General features: G+C 66.4%; 12 protein-coding genes. 5 read left to right on the forward strand and 7 right to left on the reverse strand.

Annotated elements, in window-relative coordinates:
• Positions 1-52 precede the first annotated feature (52 nt).
• Positions 53-2,146: a hypothetical protein gene (locus QQS38_RS09450; RefSeq protein ID WP_479645115.1), complete on the forward strand. Its 2,094-nt coding sequence runs from the start codon at positions 53-55 to the stop codon at positions 2,144-2,146.
• Positions 2,147-2,458: 312 nt separating this feature from the next.
• The gene (locus QQS38_RS09455; protein ID WP_479645116.1) at positions 2,459-3,499 is read left to right on the forward strand and encodes a helix-turn-helix domain-containing protein; all 1,041 of its coding nucleotides are present in this window, start codon (positions 2,459-2,461) and stop codon (positions 3,497-3,499) included.
• Positions 3,500-3,543: 44 nt separating this feature from the next.
• Here the strand turns inward: QQS38_RS09455 and QQS38_RS09460 are convergent, their stop codons facing one another.
• The 7 genes from QQS38_RS09460 to xdhA all read right to left on the reverse strand — a co-directional run bounded on the left by QQS38_RS09460 (position 3,544) and on the right by xdhA (position 12,898).
• Positions 3,544-4,536, reverse strand: a complete 993-nt coding sequence (locus tag QQS38_RS09460; RefSeq protein WP_479645117.1) for a LysR family transcriptional regulator — start codon at positions 4,534-4,536, stop codon at positions 3,544-3,546.
• Positions 4,536-5,177, reverse strand: coding sequence for a 2-hydroxychromene-2-carboxylate isomerase (locus tag QQS38_RS09465; RefSeq protein ID WP_479645118.1), 642 nt, complete (start codon positions 5,175-5,177; stop codon positions 4,536-4,538). Before QQS38_RS09465 ends, QQS38_RS09460 begins: the two co-directional genes overlap by 1 nt.
• Positions 5,178-5,245: 68 nt before the next feature.
• The gene (locus QQS38_RS09470; protein WP_479645119.1) at positions 5,246-6,955 is read right to left on the reverse strand and encodes a TAXI family TRAP transporter solute-binding subunit; all 1,710 of its coding nucleotides are present in this window, start codon (positions 6,953-6,955) and stop codon (positions 5,246-5,248) included.
• 2 nt (positions 6,956-6,957) lie between these two features.
• The gene (locus QQS38_RS09475; RefSeq protein WP_479645120.1) at positions 6,958-8,073 is read right to left on the reverse strand and encodes an NADH:flavin oxidoreductase/NADH oxidase; all 1,116 of its coding nucleotides are present in this window, start codon (positions 8,071-8,073) and stop codon (positions 6,958-6,960) included.
• A gap of 192 nt (positions 8,074-8,265) precedes the next feature.
• Positions 8,266-8,811 (reverse strand): xanthine dehydrogenase accessory protein XdhC, encoded by a 546-nt coding sequence (xdhC, locus tag QQS38_RS09480; protein WP_479645121.1) that lies wholly within the window; start codon positions 8,809-8,811, stop codon positions 8,266-8,268.
• A complete protein-coding gene (gene xdhB / locus QQS38_RS09485) occupies positions 8,808-11,237 on the reverse strand; it encodes a xanthine dehydrogenase molybdopterin binding subunit (RefSeq protein WP_479645122.1) in 2,430 nt (809 codons plus the stop codon). Before xdhB ends, xdhC begins: the two co-directional genes overlap by 4 nt.
• Positions 11,238-11,368: 131 nt before the next feature.
• Positions 11,369-12,898: a xanthine dehydrogenase small subunit gene (gene xdhA / locus QQS38_RS09490; protein ID WP_479645123.1), complete on the reverse strand. Its 1,530-nt coding sequence runs from the start codon at positions 12,896-12,898 to the stop codon at positions 11,369-11,371.
• Between the two features lie 263 nt (positions 12,899-13,161).
• Between xdhA and QQS38_RS09495 the strand changes: the two genes are divergently transcribed.
• The 3 genes from QQS38_RS09495 to QQS38_RS09505 all read left to right on the forward strand — a co-directional run bounded on the left by QQS38_RS09495 (position 13,162) and on the right by QQS38_RS09505 (position 16,903).
• Positions 13,162-14,388, forward strand: a complete 1,227-nt coding sequence (locus QQS38_RS09495) for an MFS transporter (RefSeq protein WP_479645124.1) — start codon at positions 13,162-13,164, stop codon at positions 14,386-14,388.
• 279 nt (positions 14,389-14,667) lie between these two features.
• Complete coding sequence (locus tag QQS38_RS09500; RefSeq protein WP_479645125.1) at positions 14,668-16,062, forward strand: selenium-binding family protein; 1,395 nt, start codon at positions 14,668-14,670, stop codon at positions 16,060-16,062.
• 205 nt (positions 16,063-16,267) lie between these two features.
• The gene (locus QQS38_RS09505) at positions 16,268-16,903 is read left to right on the forward strand and encodes a hypothetical protein (protein ID WP_479645126.1); all 636 of its coding nucleotides are present in this window, start codon (positions 16,268-16,270) and stop codon (positions 16,901-16,903) included.
• Positions 16,904-16,927 lie beyond the last annotated feature (24 nt).

Consider the following 16,927-nt stretch of genomic DNA (forward strand, 5'->3'; position numbering starts at 1 on the left):
GGCGCACGCCGCATGATGGACTCTAGGGTCACTCAAAACCCGGCTCCCTCCCATGCGCCCCGCTACCTTCGCCGCTCGCCTCGAGGACGACGCGCTCCGCGAGCGTCGCAATGCTGGTCTCGGCGGCCGGGACCGGGCTTGCGCCGCGAGCGTCTTCATCATCTTCACCGCACTGTCCTGTGTCTCGCTCCTTGCCTGTGGGCGCAGCGGCCCCGACGCGCGCAGCGGCGAAGCCGCAGCGGATGCCGCCGCATCGTCCGTTGGCGCGAGCGCGCTGCTCACGGGCGGCGCGCTCAGTTGCGCCGCGCCCGTCGCGGCGTCCCGAGCGTCCCCGGCGTCCGCGGCCTCACCGGCGTCCGAAACGCAAGGGCGTGCACGCATGCTTGGCGACGGCATCGATGCCGACACGCCCGAAAGCGACGGCACGCGCACGTTCGCGCTCGGTGCGCCGTTCACCATCGCGCTCACGACGCACACGCCGAAAACCGATACCGTCGAATGGCAGATCCGCGATGCTTGGGACTTCGTGCGCGCGAGCGGACGGCTCACCGTCGCCGAGGGCGTACAAACCTTCGCGTTGCGCTGCACCTCGTCGCGGGCGGGATACTTCGCCGTGATCGCCTCGCTCGTTCACGGCGGCCAACGGTTGCCGCGCCGCGGCACACGGCCCGCCGGCATCGCAACGTTCGGCGTGCTGCCCGACGTTTCGAGCGTCCTGCCCGCAGTGACGTATGCCCGCCAGGATCAGCATCGCTTCGGCGGCCAAGGCGCCAACTATCTGCGGCCCGGCGAGCGCTGCTGCGACGGCGACGGCTATCGTCCGCTCTACACGGTACTGGGATTGTCGTGGGCCAACGATATGCGCAATTGGTACGTGGAAGAACCCGATCGCGCCAACAGCTTCACGCCCGGGCCGGACACGCTCGCATCGTATTTCCGGCAGGGCGACATCATGCGGCTGATCCAGCTCGACGGCATTCCCGGCTGGGCCAGCCCGACCGGCGCGCCGACGCATAGCTACGCGCCCAAGTCGGAGGCGGCCTACCGCGCCTACTTGAGCCGGGTCGGTGCCGACTCGGCGCAGATTCGAGCGGCCTATTTTCCGCATCAATCGAGCAACTACTATCAAGTCACGTGGGAGCCCGACTACGACAGCGGCCTACCCTGGCGCGACACCGACGCCCATTTCGTCGATCTCTATCGTGCGACGTATGAAGCGATTCATGCGAGCGACCCGCATGCGGTCGTCATGGGTCCCGCGAACGCGTCCGTGCGCGAAAACGTGCGTTGGCTCGAACGCCTTGCGCCGCTCGGCATCGGCCGGTACCTGGACGGCGTAGCGATCCACGGCTACTACGATGCGGGCACCTCGCCCTCGCATCCGCCCGAGCGATTGGCCGCGGATCGGGATCGCGCCGTGGCCGCCAATGCGCTGCCGGCGTCGATGCGCGCGCTGCGTGCGTCGATGACCAAGCTGCTCGAGCCCGGCGCCAAACTTTTCGTCACCGAGACCGGCATCAGCTACGACGTGGGCACGGCTTACGGCCCCGACTATCCAACGCACAACGTCCTCTTCGCTCAAGGCGCGCTCGTCGCCCGTACCCATTTGATCTTACTCGGCGAAGGGGCCGACATGACCTACGTCTTTTATTCGTCGGACATCCCCGAATCGCCGCCGGGTTATGGTCTGTTCTTCGATCTCGATCATTCGAACGGCGCCTTCGGATCGAGCGCCATCAGTCCCAAGCCGGCGGCGATGGAAGTGGCTGCGATGACGCGCCTCGTCGACGGCACGACCACCATGGGCTATCTGCACGACACACCGCCCGGCATCTACGGCTATGCGTTCCAGAGACTGAACGGCGGCAAGGTCGTCACCGCGCTGTGGGCTCACGACAATGCCCATTGGAACGCGGCGCAGGGCTTCAGCGCGCAGTACACCGCCGCCTATACGTTGCAAGTGGACAGCAGCGGAACGTCGGGACAGGTCACCGTTTTCGATGCGATGGGCAATGCCGGCGCACTGCCCTATGCAGATGGTCGCGTCGCGCTCGTGCTGAGCGAATCGCCGGTTTACGTCGTTTCGACCAACGCAGCCGTCATGAAGGCGAACGTCGTCGCGCCCGCGGGATACGTCTCCAAGTAGGAAGCCGCCCCTCACGCTCAGGTGAGAACATTAGTGCGTTCGTCTTCCTCGCGCTTGCGCCTCTCGCTCCACTCGCCATGCTCTGTATCGAAGCGAACTGACAACATCTCGCGTTTTTCCGACTAGGAGGCGGTATGTGCGCGGCCCACGCATACCATGCGACCGAATGGGCGCGCACACGACGCTTGGCGAATGCGCGTCGCTCGTTCGCCGCGATTTCGACTCGCGACCATCCGCTGCCTCGTGCAGTGTTCGGTGGGAAGCGGTGCGAAGCGCCGAACACCGCACTAGCTGCTGCTCGATTGCGCTCACATGGCCAAACGCATCGCTATCCTCATATTCGACGGATTTTCGCTCGCGGAAGCAAGCTCCATCGCGGAAGTGTTCAGGCTCGCCGACGAGATCGAGGGCGAACGCCTCCGCGCGGAGCCCGCGCCGGCGCGGCGGCGCGGCATACCCATGCCCGACGCGCCCGACCCGCTCGCCGCGGGGCTGCCCCCCGTCCTGCCCCGAGAACCGGCCGAGCCCTATGCGTTGGTCGTGATGTCGTCTACAGGCGGCAGCATCGCAAGCAGCGCCACCATGCGCGTATGGTCCGACAATCTCGACGCCTACGCCGCGGTGGGTTTGCATGCGCTCATCGTGCCCGGCGGGCGCGAGGCCGCGCGTCTGGCCACCGACGAATCGTTCCTGCGCCGCCTGCGTGCGGTGATGGCGCATACGGACATCGTCAAGGCGATCGGCACGGGCAGTGCGATCGTCGCTGCAGCTGCTGCGAGAGATGAGCAGGGCGCGACCCTTGCACCGGTCCCCGCGCCGTTCGCGGCAGCCACAGCCATGACCGCCCCGCACGGCCAACAAGCCGTCGCGATCGACGACCCGTTCGGCCCCATCGCGTGCGCCCTGTGGATCGTCAAAACCGATCGCGGCGCGCAAGCGGCGCGCGAAATCGCCGACCGATCGGCGCCCGGCGCGCGGCGGCGGCTAGGCGCGGTGCTCGACGAACTCGACGGAGGCGGCACGCACGAGAAGATCGAGGCGGCGGCCCGCTGGATTCGCGAAAACTTCGTGCAACCGATCTCGGTGGCCAAGGCTGCCGAGGTGGCGCAAATGAGCGAGCGCAGCTTCCTGCGCCGCTTCAAATCGCAGATCGGCATCACGCCGTCGGAGTATTTGCTGCGCGCGCGGCTCGATGCGACCTGTCGGCTGCTCGTCTCGACCGATCTGCCCGTCGACAAGATCGCACGGCGTTGCGGTGTGGGCAGCGGCGACGGACTGGCCAAGATGTTCCGCAAGCGGCTGTCGATTTCGCCGACCGAGTATCGAATCGCCGAGCGGCGCCGTTCGCAGTAGCGGGCGGCATGGGGCGGCGCGCTTATCGCACGGCGCCGCCGCGCTCACGGTTCCCGGCGGTGCGGCGCGCGCGCCGTCAACTGCGCCGATACGTCGGCGACGAGCGAGCGCAGCCAGGCGATGTCCTGCGGCCGGTCGGGCTGCGGATGCCAAAGCTGGTAGCACTTGATCCGTGGAAACGGAATCGGCGCATCGCGCACGGCAAGCGGCAATAGGCGCGCGTAGTGCGTAGCGAAGCGGCGCGTCGTCGTGAAGATGAGGTCCGAGCGCAGCAGCACCTGCGGCACGAGGCCGAAATACGGCAGCGTGGTGACGACATGGCGCGAGAGGCCCGCGCGTGCGAGCCCGATCTCGATCGCATTGCGCCGCGCGCCGCTATAGGGCGTCGGCGCCAGGTGCGCGGCAGCGAAATACGCCTGCGGCGTGAGCGGCGTTTGCGCGAGCGGGTGATCGGCGCGCATCAAGCATACGACGGTATCGCTGAACAAATCGCTGCGCGCGAACCGCGCATCGGGCTGCGGCCAATTGCCGACCACGAGATCGAGTTCGCCCGCTTCGAGCATCGCCGCGTGATCGAGCGCCGGATTGAGCGAATCGATCTCGAGCCGCGCTTGCGGCGCCGCCGTGCGAAACCGCGCAATCAGCGTCGGCATGAAAAAGTCGTTCAGATAATCGGGCGCGGCGATTCTGAACGTGCGCCGCGCCGCTGCCGGATCGAAATCGCCGTGCGGCGTGGCGACGAAATCGACCTCGTGCAATATGCGCTGCGCCGGCCCGAGCAGCGATTCGCCGAATTCGGTCGGCACCATGCCCGTCTTGCCGCGCACGAGGATCGGATCGCCGAGCGCTTCGCGCAGCTTGCGCAGCGCCGTGCTGATGGCGGGCTGGGTTTGATTCAGCCGCAACGCCGCCTGCGTCACGCTGCGCTCGGTCAGCAGCGTGCGCAACACGCGCAGCAGCCAAATGTCGAGTGCGTCGGCGCCCCGCTCGGGAGGGCCCGCTTCTAGCGGGCCGGCGTCGCGGCGCGTCGGTTGCATTACGAAGCGATCCCGTCCGGCAACGTGCTGATGCGCTTGACCTCGGGCGATTCGAGCCAGCCCGGCGAACGCGCGCAATAGAGCACCATCGGCAACGCGTCTTCGCCCCAAAACAACTGCCGATGCAGCCGGAACGTCGGCACGCCGAACACGCCCAGCGCCACGGCATCGTCGAGGTTGCGCTGCAGGCGCGCTTTCGTATCGGGATGCTCGATCAGCCGCTCACCGTGCGGCACGTTCAGCAACTGGCACAGATCGGCGAAACCGTCCGGCGTGGAAGGGTCGCGCCCGTCGCGCCAAATGAACCGGAAAATCGTGCAGACGGTCGGCACATCGGCGTCGATCGCGGTGGCGAGCAGCAGTGCTTTGGACGAATCGAACGGATGGACCGGCGGCATCCGGAATGCAATGCCGAGCTGCTCGGCCCGAAACAGGGCATGGCGGTAGGTGAACAAGCGCTTTTGCGGCACCTCGTTCGAGGGGCGCTGGCCCCAATGCCGATAGAGCGCATAGACCGAGACGGGCACGAGCGAGAATGGCATGCTCGGCCATTTGTCGTGCTGCTCGAGCAGCAGATACGAGAACGGCGACACGAAATCGTAGAACCAAAGCGGCGAGGCCGCGTCGATCGGTTGAGTCATGAAGGTCTCCGGTGGATCCGGTTGCTGCTCGGCGCACGGGGGCGTTCGGCACCCGTATCGGAAGCATCTTACGCGCCGCCCGCCTCCGTGTGCGATTGCTCGTCATACACTTGGGTGAGCCGCGCCCGCACGAAGCCGATATGCTCGCGCAGCACGTAGAACTGATCGGCGTACGCGAGCGGCATCTTGAGCCGATTCACGGCGCCTTCGATTTCGGCCAGCTTCGCCAGCGAGGCGGCACGCTCCTCCTCGGTCGAGGTTTCGTCGAGCGCGGCGCGCTCGATCGCGATCAGCGCGCCGTACCAGCGGTAGATGCGCGACTTCACGCGCCAGGCGTAGAGCGAGGGGATGAGCCTCGCGCCCGGAATCAGCACGACGACGATCGGCACGACGAGCACGATCAGCCGATCGGCCAGGCTGGCGAGCCAAAACGGCAGCACGCGGTATAGGAAACTCTTGCCGGACTTGTAGTAACGCGCGGCGTCGTCGCTGATGGGGAAATCGTGCATCACCGGCGACGGAAACTCGCCGGCGTGTTGCAGGAGATTGGCGCGCCCATGGACTTCTTTGGCCGCCTCGACCAGCAGGTCCGAGAGCGCCGGATGCAACGAGTCGCGCGCAACGAGTTCGGCCGTCGGCGCGATCGTATGCACGGGCTGGGGCGGCAGGTTCTTGCCGAGATCGAACGCGCCCATCGGCAACTCGATATCGGTCAGATACGGAAAACGCCGCGCATAGGCACGCGCCTGGTCGAACGAAAACAGCCGTACGCCGGGCGTGCGCAACAGCCGGGCCATCACGGGCGGCTGAGCCGAATCACCGGCGAGGAAAGCCGCGTCGATCTCGTGCGCCGTCAGCGCGCGGGCCGCGTCTTCTCCGGTCAGCGGCAGCAAGCTCGTGGCCCCGCCCGGCTCGATGCCGTTCGCCTTGAGCAGCGCGAGCGCCAACGCCCGCGTGCCGCTGCCCTCCGGCCCGATCGCGATGCGCTGGCCCGCAAAGCCCGACAAACGCGAGCGCTTGGGCCCCTCGTAGAAGATCGCGAGCGGCACGTAGGAAACGCTGCCGAGTGAGACCAGACGCGCCGTGCCATGGCCGCTCGCTGCCGTATCGGACGCGTGGGCCGGTTGCGGCGGGTGCGCCCCTGCGGACGAGGATGAGGATGAGGACAATGCCGAAGCCGATTCGGACTGCCGGGCCGTAGCCGATGCCGACGTCGATGTCGATGTCGACTTCAACGCGGACCCCGATCCCGAGCCCAAATCCGAGGCCGGCGCTGCCCTATCCGGCGCCCCGCTCGTCTGCTGTTCGGCGGGCAGCGTTGCCGATGCGCCCGAGGCCTCGGCCGCACTCGCCGCCGAAGCTGCTTGCGCGGCGAGCGTCACGCCGCTCTGGACGAAGCCGACGTCCACTGCCATATCGGAATCGGACAACCGCTCCAGGTTTTCCATCGATCCCGCCGACGGCAGCACCTTCAGCGTAATGCCGTTGCGCGCGAGTATCGCCTTGTAACGTTCGGCCGCATTCCAGAACGAGCTGCCGGGCGGGCCGGCCGTGATCGTCAGCGTATCGGGCGGCGCGGGCTGAATCAGCCGAATCGCCAGCCAGATCGCGGCGGCCGAGATCGCGACGATCGGCCCCATCGAGACCAAGAGATCGCGCCAGGAAACGGCGATGACCCGCGCGACGAAGCGTGGCGGACGCGGCGGGCGCAGCATGCGCGCCATGCTCGGCATGCGCGGCAGACGCGGCTTGCGCGAAGGACGGTGCGGATCGGACATCGTCAACGCTGCCCGAATCCCGCGCCCAAAAACAGATCCTTGTACTCGCGCGGCTGCGAGCGCCAATACTGTTTCGGCGCCTGCACCTGCGCGCCGAGCCTAGCCGCCGCATGCCAAGGCCAACGCGGATCGTAGAGCATCGCGCGCGCTAGCGAAACGGCGTCCGCTTCGCCGCCCTCGACGATCGCCTCGGCTTGCTCCGGATCGGTGATGAGGCCGACCGCGATCGTCGGCAAGCCCACCTCGGCTTTCACGCGCTGAGCGTACGGCACTTGATACCCGGGGCCGAGCTTGATCGCCTGCTCGGGCGAGACCCCGCCCGTGGTCACATGAATGGCGGCGCATCCGCGCGCTTTGAGCGCCTTCGACAACGCGACGGTGCCATCGATATCCCATCCGCCCGGCACCCAATCGGTCGCGGAAATCCGCGCCCATACGGGACGTTCGGCCGGGAAGGCCGCCCGCACCGCATCGAAGACTTCGAGCGGAAAACGCATGCGGTTTTCGAGCGTCCCGCCATACTCGTCGTCGCGGAAATTGGCGATCGGCGAAAGAAATTGGTGCAGCAGGTAGCCGTGGGCCGCGTGGATCTCGATGCCGTCGATGCCGAGCCGCGCGGCGCGCTGCGCGGCGGCGACGAAATCGTCGCGCACCTTGTCGAGCCCGGCCCGGTCGAGCATCGTGGGAGGCTCTTCGTCCTTGGCATGCGGCACCGGCGAAGGCGCCACCGTCTTCCAGCCGAGCGGCTCGCTCGAGCGGACCTGCGCGCCGCCGTCCCACGGCGCACGGCTCGACCCTTTGCGGCCGGCGTGGGCGAGTTGCACCGCGACGGCGATCGGCGAATACGTGCGCACGGCCTTGAGCACGCGCGCCAGCGCCGCTTCGTTTTCGTCGGTATAGAGCCCCAGGTCGCCGGCCGAAATGCGGCCCTCGGGTGAGACGGCCGTCGCCTCCAGGATCAGCATCGCAGCGCCCGACAGCGCGAGATGGCCGAGGTGGATCATGTGCCAATCCGTGGCCGACCCGCCTTCGGCCGAGTACTGACACATCGGCGCGATCACGATGCGGTTGGGCAAAGCAAGGTTGCCGATAGACATCGGCTCGAACAAACGGCTCATGGCGGATTCCTCGGTCGGTTCACGCTCGCGGCAAGCACGCACGGGCACGGACCTCTACGAAAGCAGGCGGGCACGGGCGCACGGCGGGTGTCGCGCGGTACACGCCGCAGCATAAGGGATGCGGCGGGAAAATGCTGCGTTCCGGGAACTAGGTCGCGTCGACGAGGGGAAAAAAGCTCAGGGGCGGGTGCGCTAAGCCGTGGTCGAAACGAACGGCGCCATGCAGCTTGCCGCCTTCGCGACACGCGTGCGTACCTGCATCAATTGCGCGCAGACGGCGACGGCGATCGCCTCGGGCGCCTTATCGGCGATGCCCGGCACGCCGATCGGGCAGATCATCTGCCGCAGCCGTTCGGGTTCGACGCCGCGTTCGATCAAGCGCCGCTCGAACTTCACGCGCTTGGTTTTAGAGCCGATCATGCCGAAGTAGGCAAAGTCGCGCCGACGCATGATGCGCTCGGCCAACGCCAAGTCGAGCGCGTGATTGTGCGTCATGACCAGAAAACAGCTGCCCGGCGGCGCCGAGTCGATCACGGCTTCGGGCGTATCGGTGGCTTCGATCTGCACGTTGGCGGGTACTTCGTCGGGGAAGCACTCGTCACGCCCATCGATCCAGTGGACGACACAGGGCAGCGCACCGAGCAGCGTCACGAGCGCGTGGCCGACGTGCCCGGCGCCGAACAGCACGATGTGAAGCGGCCGCGCCGGCATATGGGCGGCGGGCGGACATGCTTTCATGCGAGGGCTCCCGTGCCATGCGCCGCCTGCGGCGAGCAGGCCGCACCGGGCGCACGGCCTGCCCGGGCCGCGCGCACCGCGGCCACGGCCTTCAAAATCTCTTCACCCGTAGCGGGCGCGTTCAACGGCGGATTGACCTCGTAATCGCCCACGCTCGCCACCGCGTCGCGGATCGCGAAGAAGACCGAAAACGGCAGCAAGAGCGGCGGCTCGCCGACCGCCTTCGAGCGATGAATGCTGTCTTGCGCATTGCGGTTGTCGAACAGCCGCACGCGCAGATCGGGCGGACAATCGTTGACGGTCGGAATCTTGTAGGTGGACGGCGCATGGGTCATGAGCTTGCCGTCCGCGTTCCACCAGAGTTCCTCGGTCGTGAGCCAGCCCATCCCTTGAATGAAGGCGCCTTCGACCTGCCCGATGTCGATCGCCGGATTGAGCGAGGCCCCGACGTCGTGCAGCACGTCCGCGCGCAACACGCGCATTTCACCCGTCAACGTATCGATGACCACTTCCGACACGGCCGCGCCATACGCGTAGTAGAAGAACGGATGGCCTTGCAATTTTTGTTGATCCCAGTGAAGCTTCGGCGTCGCATAAAAGCCGTCGGACCACAACTGCACGCGCGCCAAATATGCGTTGGCGACGATCTCTTCGAACGCGATCGCGCGTTCGCCGACATGAACCGTATCGTTCTCGAACACGACCTCGCCCGGTTCGATGCCGCCCGTCCCGAACCGCTGCGCAGCGAACGTCGCGAGCCGCTCGCGCAATTGGCGCGCGGCATCCTGCGCGGCCTTGCCGTTCAGATCGGAGCCCGTCGACGCCGCCGTGGCCGAAGTATTGGCCACCTTGCTGGTGTCGGTTGCCGTCACGCGCACGCGGGCGAAGCCGATGCCCAGTTCCTGCGCGACCACCTGCGCCACCTTCGTGTTGAGCCCCTGGCCCATTTCGGTCCCGCCGTGATTGACGAGCACGGAGCCGTCCGTATAGATGTGCACGAGTGCGCCGGCTTGATTGAAATGCGTCACGTTGAACGCGATACCGAACTTGACCGGCGTGAGCGCAATACCCTTCTTGAGCACCGCATTGCGCGCATTGAACTCGCGCACTTGCTCGCGCCGGCGGCGATAGCCGCTCGACGTTTCGAGCTCGTCGACGAGCTCGTGGATCACGTTGTCGTCGATCGTCTGCCCGTACGGCGTCACGTTGCGCTCGGTCTTGCCGTACAAATTGCGCCGGCGCACATCGAGCGGATCGAGCTTGAGCGAGCGCGCGATGTTATCGATGACGTATTCGATCGCAAACGCACCCTGCGGCCCGCCGAAGCCGCGGAACGCCGTGTTCGACTGCGTGTTCGTTTTGCCGCAGAAGCCTTCGATGGCGACATCGGACAACCAATAGGCGTTATCGAAGTGGCAAATCGCGCGCGTCATGACCGGACCTGACAAGTCGGCCGAGAACCCACAGCGTGACGTCATATCGACAGAGACGCCTTCGATCGTGCCGTCGTCGCCGTACCCCACTTCGTAGCGGTAATGGAAATCGTGGCGCTTGCCCGTGATCAACATGTCGTCGTCTCGGTCCGGGCGCAGCTTGACCGGACACATCAGCTTCCACGCGGCCAGCGCCGCGCAGCACGCGAATAGCGCCGACTGCGATTCCTTGCCGCCGAAGCCGCCGCCCATCCGCCGGCACTCGATCACGACCTGGTGCGAGGCAAGCCCGAGCGAGTGCGCGACATGGTGTTGCATCTCCGTCGGGTGCTGGGTCGAGCACCAGACATGCATGCCGTCATCGTCCTTCGGCACGGCATACGCAATTTGCCCTTCCAGATAAAATTGCTCCTGGCCGCCCAGCAGCATTTCGCCAGCCTCGCGATGGGGCGAGCGGGCGATCTTCGCCGCAGGCTCGCCGCGAGCGAGCTTCATCGGCGGCAGCACGGACTGATTGGCTGCGCGCGCCGCTTGCGCAGTCAGCACCGCAGGCAAATCCTCGTATCGGACCTTTGCTTGGCGCGCGGCCAGCCGCGCCCTGTCGTGCGAAGTCGCCACGACGAGAAATATCGGTTGTCCGACGTATTGCACGACGCCGTCGGCCAGGATCGGATCGTCATGCAAGATCGGCCCGCAATCGTTGGCGCCGGGGATATCTTCCGCCGTGAACACGGCCACGACGCCAGGCGTCGCCCGCACGGCATCCAGATCGAGCGAGACGATCTTCGCGTGAGGCTTGGCGGATAAGCCGAGCGCGGCGTGCAGCGTGCCCGCCACGAGCGGTATGTCGTCCGTGTACGTGGCGCGGCCGCTCACATGCAAGTGCGCGGATTCGTGCGGACGCGAAACATGCACTTGGCGCTGCGCAGCGCCTTCGCGTTGGCGTTCGCCAGGGGCCAACTCGGTCATGAACGGTTCGGCTTGCTGATTCATTGCTCGTCTCGATCTATCTCGTCTCGATCTATCTATCTGGCTATCGCTTTGCATCCCTGCAGACGGCGCGGCGCTTCGACGCTTCATTCGTTCGACGTTGCGCTCTCGCCCGTTGCAGGGCGTGTCGCTCCTTATGCCGGCGTCGGAAGGTCGACCATCCGAACGTTCAACGCCTGCGGCGGCAGCGGGTCGTGAGGCCGCGTCTCGAGCCAGAAGCGATAGAGCAGGTTCTGCGCGGACTGCAGCCGGTACGCGTCGGTCGCGCGCATATCGGTGAGCGGCGCGTAGTCGCGCGCGAGCGCTTGCATGGCCGCTTGCGCCGTCGCTTCGTGCCAGGCCGCATCGGCCAGGACGCTTTCGGCGTGGGCGGCTCGCTTGGGCGTTGCCGCCATGCCGCCGAAGGCGATGCGCGGGGAGCGGATCGTGTCACCGTCCGCGATGAACGAGAAGGCGGCGCAGACGGCCGAAATGTCCGAATCGAATCGCTTGGACACCTTGTAAGTGCGAAATTTGAGCGCCGCGCGCGCGCCGGTTGGCGTCGGCACTTTCAGCGCGAGGACGAATTCGTGCTCGGCCATGTCCTTCTTTTGATAACCGAGGTAGAGGTCCTCGAGCGGCAATTCGCGCTCGGTCTCGCCGCCGCGTAGCACGACGCGAGCGCCCAGCGCGATCAGGCCCGGCATCGAATCGCCGATCGGCGAGCCGTTCGCCACGTTGCCGCCCAAGGTGCCCGCATTGCGGATCGGCAGCGAGGCGAAGCGCTTCCACATCTCCGTGAGTTCGGGATAGTGGCGAGCCAGCGCCGCATAGGCGCGCTCGACGCTGACGGCCGCGCCGATTTCGATCCAGTCGTCCGACGCCGATATCCGCTGCAGTTCGGCGACGCGGCCCACGTAGACGATGTCGCCGAGCGCGCGCATTTGCTTGGTGACCCACAAGCCGATGTCGGTGCTGCCGGCGAGCACCCTCGCCGCCGGCCGCTCGGCCTTGATGGCGGCGAGCGCATCGACGGTGCGCGGCGCATCGAATGCCGCGCCGTCGTGCTCGTAGTGGAAGGTGTCGTCGCGCTCGAGCGTCGCCAACGCCCGCTCCACCGCGGCGACCTCGATCGGCGTGCGGGGGGGCGGCAATTCGAACATCCGTTCGGCGGCATCGACGATGGGGCGGTAGCCGGTGCAGCGGCACAGGTTGCCGGTGAGCGCATCGGCGATCTCCTCGCGCGAGGGCGCGCGGCAAGCGGTTGCCGCGCCCTGCGTCGCGGCCTCTTCGGCGCCCTGGTTGCGATAAAGGGCCCACATCGACATCACGAAGCCAGGCGTACAAAAGCCGCATTGCGAGCCGTGGCACTCGACCATCGCTTGCTGCACCGGATGCAGCGAGCCGTCGCTCTGGCGCAGATCTTCCACCGTGAACAGCGCTTTGCCGTCCAGCGTCGGCAGAAATTGGATGCAGGCATTCACGGACGAGAATCGCACGCCGCCGGCCTCGTCGCGCTCGGCGACGACGACGGTGCAAGCGCCGCAATCGCCTTCGGCGCAGCCCTCCTTCGTGCCCGTGCAGTGCGCGTCCTCGCGCAGGTACTGCAAAACCGTACGGGTCACGGCCGCGTCGCCGACTTCGCGGATTGCATTGCGGTGATAGAAACGGATCGGTTGGCTCATGGTTGTAAGCGGAAAAATCGAAAAGCGCGCGGTGTCATCGTTCGATCCAAAGCTATCACCGCCAATATAGCCAACCCATAGGCGGCCTGACATGCCGCTTATATTCTTGCGCCGATATGCGGAGAGCGTCTTCGACCGTCGATGGCGATGCGGCGCCGCACAAAAACCGGTTCCATGAGACAATGCAAAGCTATTTCACAAAGTCGACCGCGCTTCAACTGTCGTTTTCCCTGGTGTAGTGCTTGGTCATCGCCTCAAAGCCCATGTCTGCCGCCTCGCCCGCCCTATCTGACCGCGCCGCCACGGCTCGTATCGTTCCCGTCGTTTTTTTCACGTTCGTTTGCTATTTGATCATCGGGCTGCCGCTGCCCGTGCTGCCCGGCTTCGTGCAAAGCCAGCTCGGCCTCGGTTCGGTGTTGGCTGGCGCGGCGGTCAGCGTTCAGTACGTGGCGACGCTGTTCTCTCGCGCGCACGCGGGCCGCTTCTCCGACACCCTCGGCCCCAAACGCACGGTCGGGATCGGGCTCCTTGCGTGCGGCGTCAGCGGCGCGTTGTTGGCCGCGGCCGTCGCCTGCCGCGGCTGGCCCGCCGTGAGCCTGTGCGTGTTGGTTGCGAGCCGCCTCGCGCTCGGTTTCGGCGAGAGCTGTGTCGGCACGGGGGCCATTTTGTGGGGCATCGGCCGCGTCGGCGCCACGCACAACGCGCGCGTCATTTCCTGGAACGGTATCGCCACCTACGGCGCGCTGGCGATCGGCGCACCCGTGGGCGCAACGCTCGCACATTCGGTGGGCGCTTGGGCGCTTGGCGCCACCACCATCGCGCTTGCTGCCTTAGGCTATTGGCTCGCGCGCCGGCTCGAAGCGGTGCCGCTCGTTCACGGCGAACGCATGGGCTATGCGAGCGTGTTCGTGCGCGTCCTGCCGCACGGCGTCGGGCTGGCGCTCGGCACCGCCGGATTCGGTTCCATCGCGACCTTCATCGCGCTGTATTACGCGGCGCGCGGCTGGCCGCATGCCGCGCTGGCGCTCACGCTGTTCGGCGGTTTCTTCGTCGGCGCGCGGTTGTTGTTCGCCAATGCCATCCGCAGCTACGGCGGGTTCCGCGTCGCGCTCGTCTCGTTCGCGTTCGAATGCGCGGGCCTTTTGACGCTCTGGCTCGCGCCAACGCCCGCCGCCGCGCTGGTCGGTGCGGCCGTGACCGGCTTCGGCTTTGCGCTCGTTTTCCCGTCGCTCGGCGTCGAAGCGGTCGAACTCGTGCCGCCGGCCAGCCGCGGCGCGGCGCTCGCCGCGTACTCGGTGTTCTTCGATCTGTCGCTCGGCATCATGGGGCCGCTAGCGGGCTATGTCGCCGGTGAGTTCGGCTATCCCTCGGTGTTCCTGGTGGCGGCAATTGCGGCGGCCGCGGCGGCGGTGTTGTCGGTCAGTCTTTACCTGCGCCAGACGCGCAGCCGGCGGCCGCTCGCAGGCCGCGGCGCGCTCGATGCGGGCTGATTCGCGCTTGGGGAGACGAGGTCGAGGCAGCACGAATGCCAGACGCGCTCGGGACGGTTCGATCCGCCCCGCGGTGCGGTCATATCGGTCGCAGTCGAATAGAATGGGGGGCGCTGCGGCGAGTTGTTTTTAAATAACAACCCCCAGAGTTGATAGGCTTATCACGTAAAAACACGCTGCAAATTTCTTTTATTCTTATTCCATTTTGTTCCTTGCAGTTTTGCGAGATCGGCTCCTACGATAGCCGCCTACCCCATTCACGAGATGAGGAAGCGGCCTATGTCGTCCTGGAAACCCGATCCGACGTTCTACCCTTCCGCGCGCCTTGCCGCACAAGCGCCCAAGGAAACCCTGGCCTATGTCGCGAGCTTCGATCCGACACGCCGCGTCCCCGACGAGCTCGTCGTCGTCGATCTCGATCCCGGCTCGCCCGATCACGGCAAGATCGTAGAGCGCGTCGCCATGCCCAATACCGGCGACGAATTGCATCATTTCGGTTGGAATGCCTGCAGTTCCCATCTTTGTCCGAATGCGCCGCACCCGCATTCCGAGCGGCGTTATTTGATCGTCCCCGGTTTGCGCAGTTCGCGGCTTCACGTACTCGATACGAAGCCCGACCCGCGCCGTCCGCGCATCGTTCGCGTACTCGAACCGGACGAAGTCATGCGCAAGTCCGGCTACTCGCGCCCCCATACGATCCACTGCGGCCCGCAGGGCATCTTCGTCGTGTCGCTCGCGAATGCCGAAGGCGACGCGCCCGGCGGCATTTTCCTCATGGACCACGACACGTTCGACATTCGCGGGCAGTGGGAAATCGACCGCGGCCCGCAACAGTTGGCCTACGACGCTTGGTGGCACCTGGGCTACGACACGCTGGTCTCGAGCGAATGGGGCTTGCCGGCCACCTTCGAAAACGGACTCGTGCCCGAAGTGCTGCTCGGCGGCAAGTACGGCCACCGACTTCACTTTTGGGACTTGAATACGCGCAAGCACAAACAAACGATCGATTTCGGCGAGGAAAATCAACTCGTATTCGAACTGCGTCCCGCGCACGATCCCACCCGGGCGCATGGCTTCGTCAACTCGGTCATCAGCCTGAAAGACCTCTCCGCGTCGATCTGGACCTGGTATCGCGAAGGGGATCGGTGGGCCGCGCGCAAAGTCATCGAAATTCCGGCCGAGCCGGCCGATCCCGCACGCTTGCCGCCCATGCTCAAGCGTTTCGGGGCCGTCCCGCCGCTCGTGACCGACATCGCGCTGTCGCTCGACGATGAATTTCTGTACGTCGCATGCTGGGGCACGGGGGAAATGCGCCGCTACGACGTCAGCGATCCGCATCACCCGGAGCTCGTGGGTTCGGTGCGCATCGGTGGCATCGTCGAGCGCGCCAGCCACCCGAGTGCCGGCAACCAGCCGTTGAACGGCGGCCCACAGATGGTCGAAGTGAGCCGCGACGGCCATCGCGTCTATTTCACGAATTCGCTGTACGGCGCGATCGACGAGCAGTTCTACCCCGACGGCATCGACGGCTGGATGGTCAAGCTCGATGCGCCCGACGGCGGCGGCTTGTCGTTCGACCGGGAGTTCTATCTGGAATGGCCGAAGACGCATCGGCCGCACCAGATTCGGCTCGAGGGCGGCGATGCGTCCTCGGATTCGTATTGCTACCCGTGACTGCACTACCGTTAATCGGCTAGCCCGGCGGCTCGCCCAGGGCGGGCGCGCCGCACGCAGCGGCACAGGCTACGTGAAGGAAAACCGCGCGGCGGCGAGCGGCGATCGATCGAGCACGGGGCTTCGCGCCGCCCGGCACGGTTCGGCTCGGCGGCGCGGCCGATCGCCTTGAAGCACAGGTTCTCGAGCGGGAGTCGGTTTTACGATGAACGTCGACACGCACACCGCAACGCTTTGGCTCGCCGTGATGGGCAGCGGCGTGTTCCACGGCGTCAATCCCGCGATGGGTTGGCTCTTTGCCACCGCGCTCGGATTGCAGCGCGGTACGCGCACCGCGTTGGCCGCGGCGCTGCCGCCCCTTGCGCTGGGCCATGCCGTGTCGATCTTCATCGTGACTTCTTCGGCGCTCGTGCTTGGGCTCGCCCTGCATGCGGCCTCGCTGCGGCTCGCAACGGGCGTCGTTTTGCTCGGATGGGCGGGCTATCACTTGCTGTATGGCCATCGGCACCACCTGCGCGTCGGCATGACGGCCGGCTTTCTGGGCCTAGCGTTATGGTCGGCCGTGACGGCCACCGTCCACGGCGCGGGGCTCATGCTCGTTCCCGCCTTGATGCCGATCTGCGGCGCGGCCGGTCAAACGAGCTTATCGGGTGCGCTCGGCCCCGCGGCGCTCGTCACGCTCGTTCACACGGCCATCGCCTCGGCGACGAGCGCAGCGATCGCGTTCGCCGCGTACGAGTACTTGGGCCTTGCCATGCTGCGACGCGGCTGGATCAACTTCGATTGGATCTGGTCGGCCGCGCTCTTCGTCACCGGCGCGGCGGTGCTACTGGTCGCCTGAAGCGCCGTTGCGGCGCGTGCCTCG

It is taken from the genome of Trinickia sp. Z7, assembly GCF_056498045.1.

Bases quoted from the DNA above. Each gene is read 5' to 3' on its own strand.
- QQS38_RS09470 (WP_479645119.1), bottom strand. From the start codon at position 6,955: ATGTCCGATCCGCACCGTCCTTCGCGCAAGCCGCGTCTGCCGCGCATG.
- QQS38_RS09455 (WP_479645116.1), top strand. From the start codon at position 2,459: ATGGCCAAACGCATCGCTATCCTCATATTCGACGGATTTTCGCTCGCG.
- xdhA (WP_479645123.1), bottom strand. From the start codon at position 12,898: ATGAGCCAACCGATCCGTTTCTATCACCGCAATGCAATCCGCGAAGTC.
- QQS38_RS09460 (WP_479645117.1), bottom strand. From the start codon at position 4,536: ATGCAACCGACGCGCCGCGACGCCGGCCCGCTAGAAGCGGGCCCTCCC.
- xdhB (WP_479645122.1), bottom strand. From the start codon at position 11,237: ATGAATCAGCAAGCCGAACCGTTCATGACCGAGTTGGCCCCTGGCGAA.
- QQS38_RS09505 (WP_479645126.1), top strand. From the start codon at position 16,268: ATGAACGTCGACACGCACACCGCAACGCTTTGGCTCGCCGTGATGGGC.
- xdhC (WP_479645121.1), bottom strand. From the start codon at position 8,811: ATGAAAGCATGTCCGCCCGCCGCCCATATGCCGGCGCGGCCGCTTCAC.
- QQS38_RS09495 (WP_479645124.1), top strand. From the start codon at position 13,162: ATGTCTGCCGCCTCGCCCGCCCTATCTGACCGCGCCGCCACGGCTCGT.
- QQS38_RS09450 (WP_479645115.1), top strand. From the start codon at position 53: ATGCGCCCCGCTACCTTCGCCGCTCGCCTCGAGGACGACGCGCTCCGC.
- QQS38_RS09475 (WP_479645120.1), bottom strand. From the start codon at position 8,073: ATGAGCCGTTTGTTCGAGCCGATGTCTATCGGCAACCTTGCTTTGCCC.
- QQS38_RS09500 (WP_479645125.1), top strand. From the start codon at position 14,668: ATGTCGTCCTGGAAACCCGATCCGACGTTCTACCCTTCCGCGCGCCTT.
- QQS38_RS09465 (WP_479645118.1), bottom strand. From the start codon at position 5,177: ATGACTCAACCGATCGACGCGGCCTCGCCGCTTTGGTTCTACGATTTC.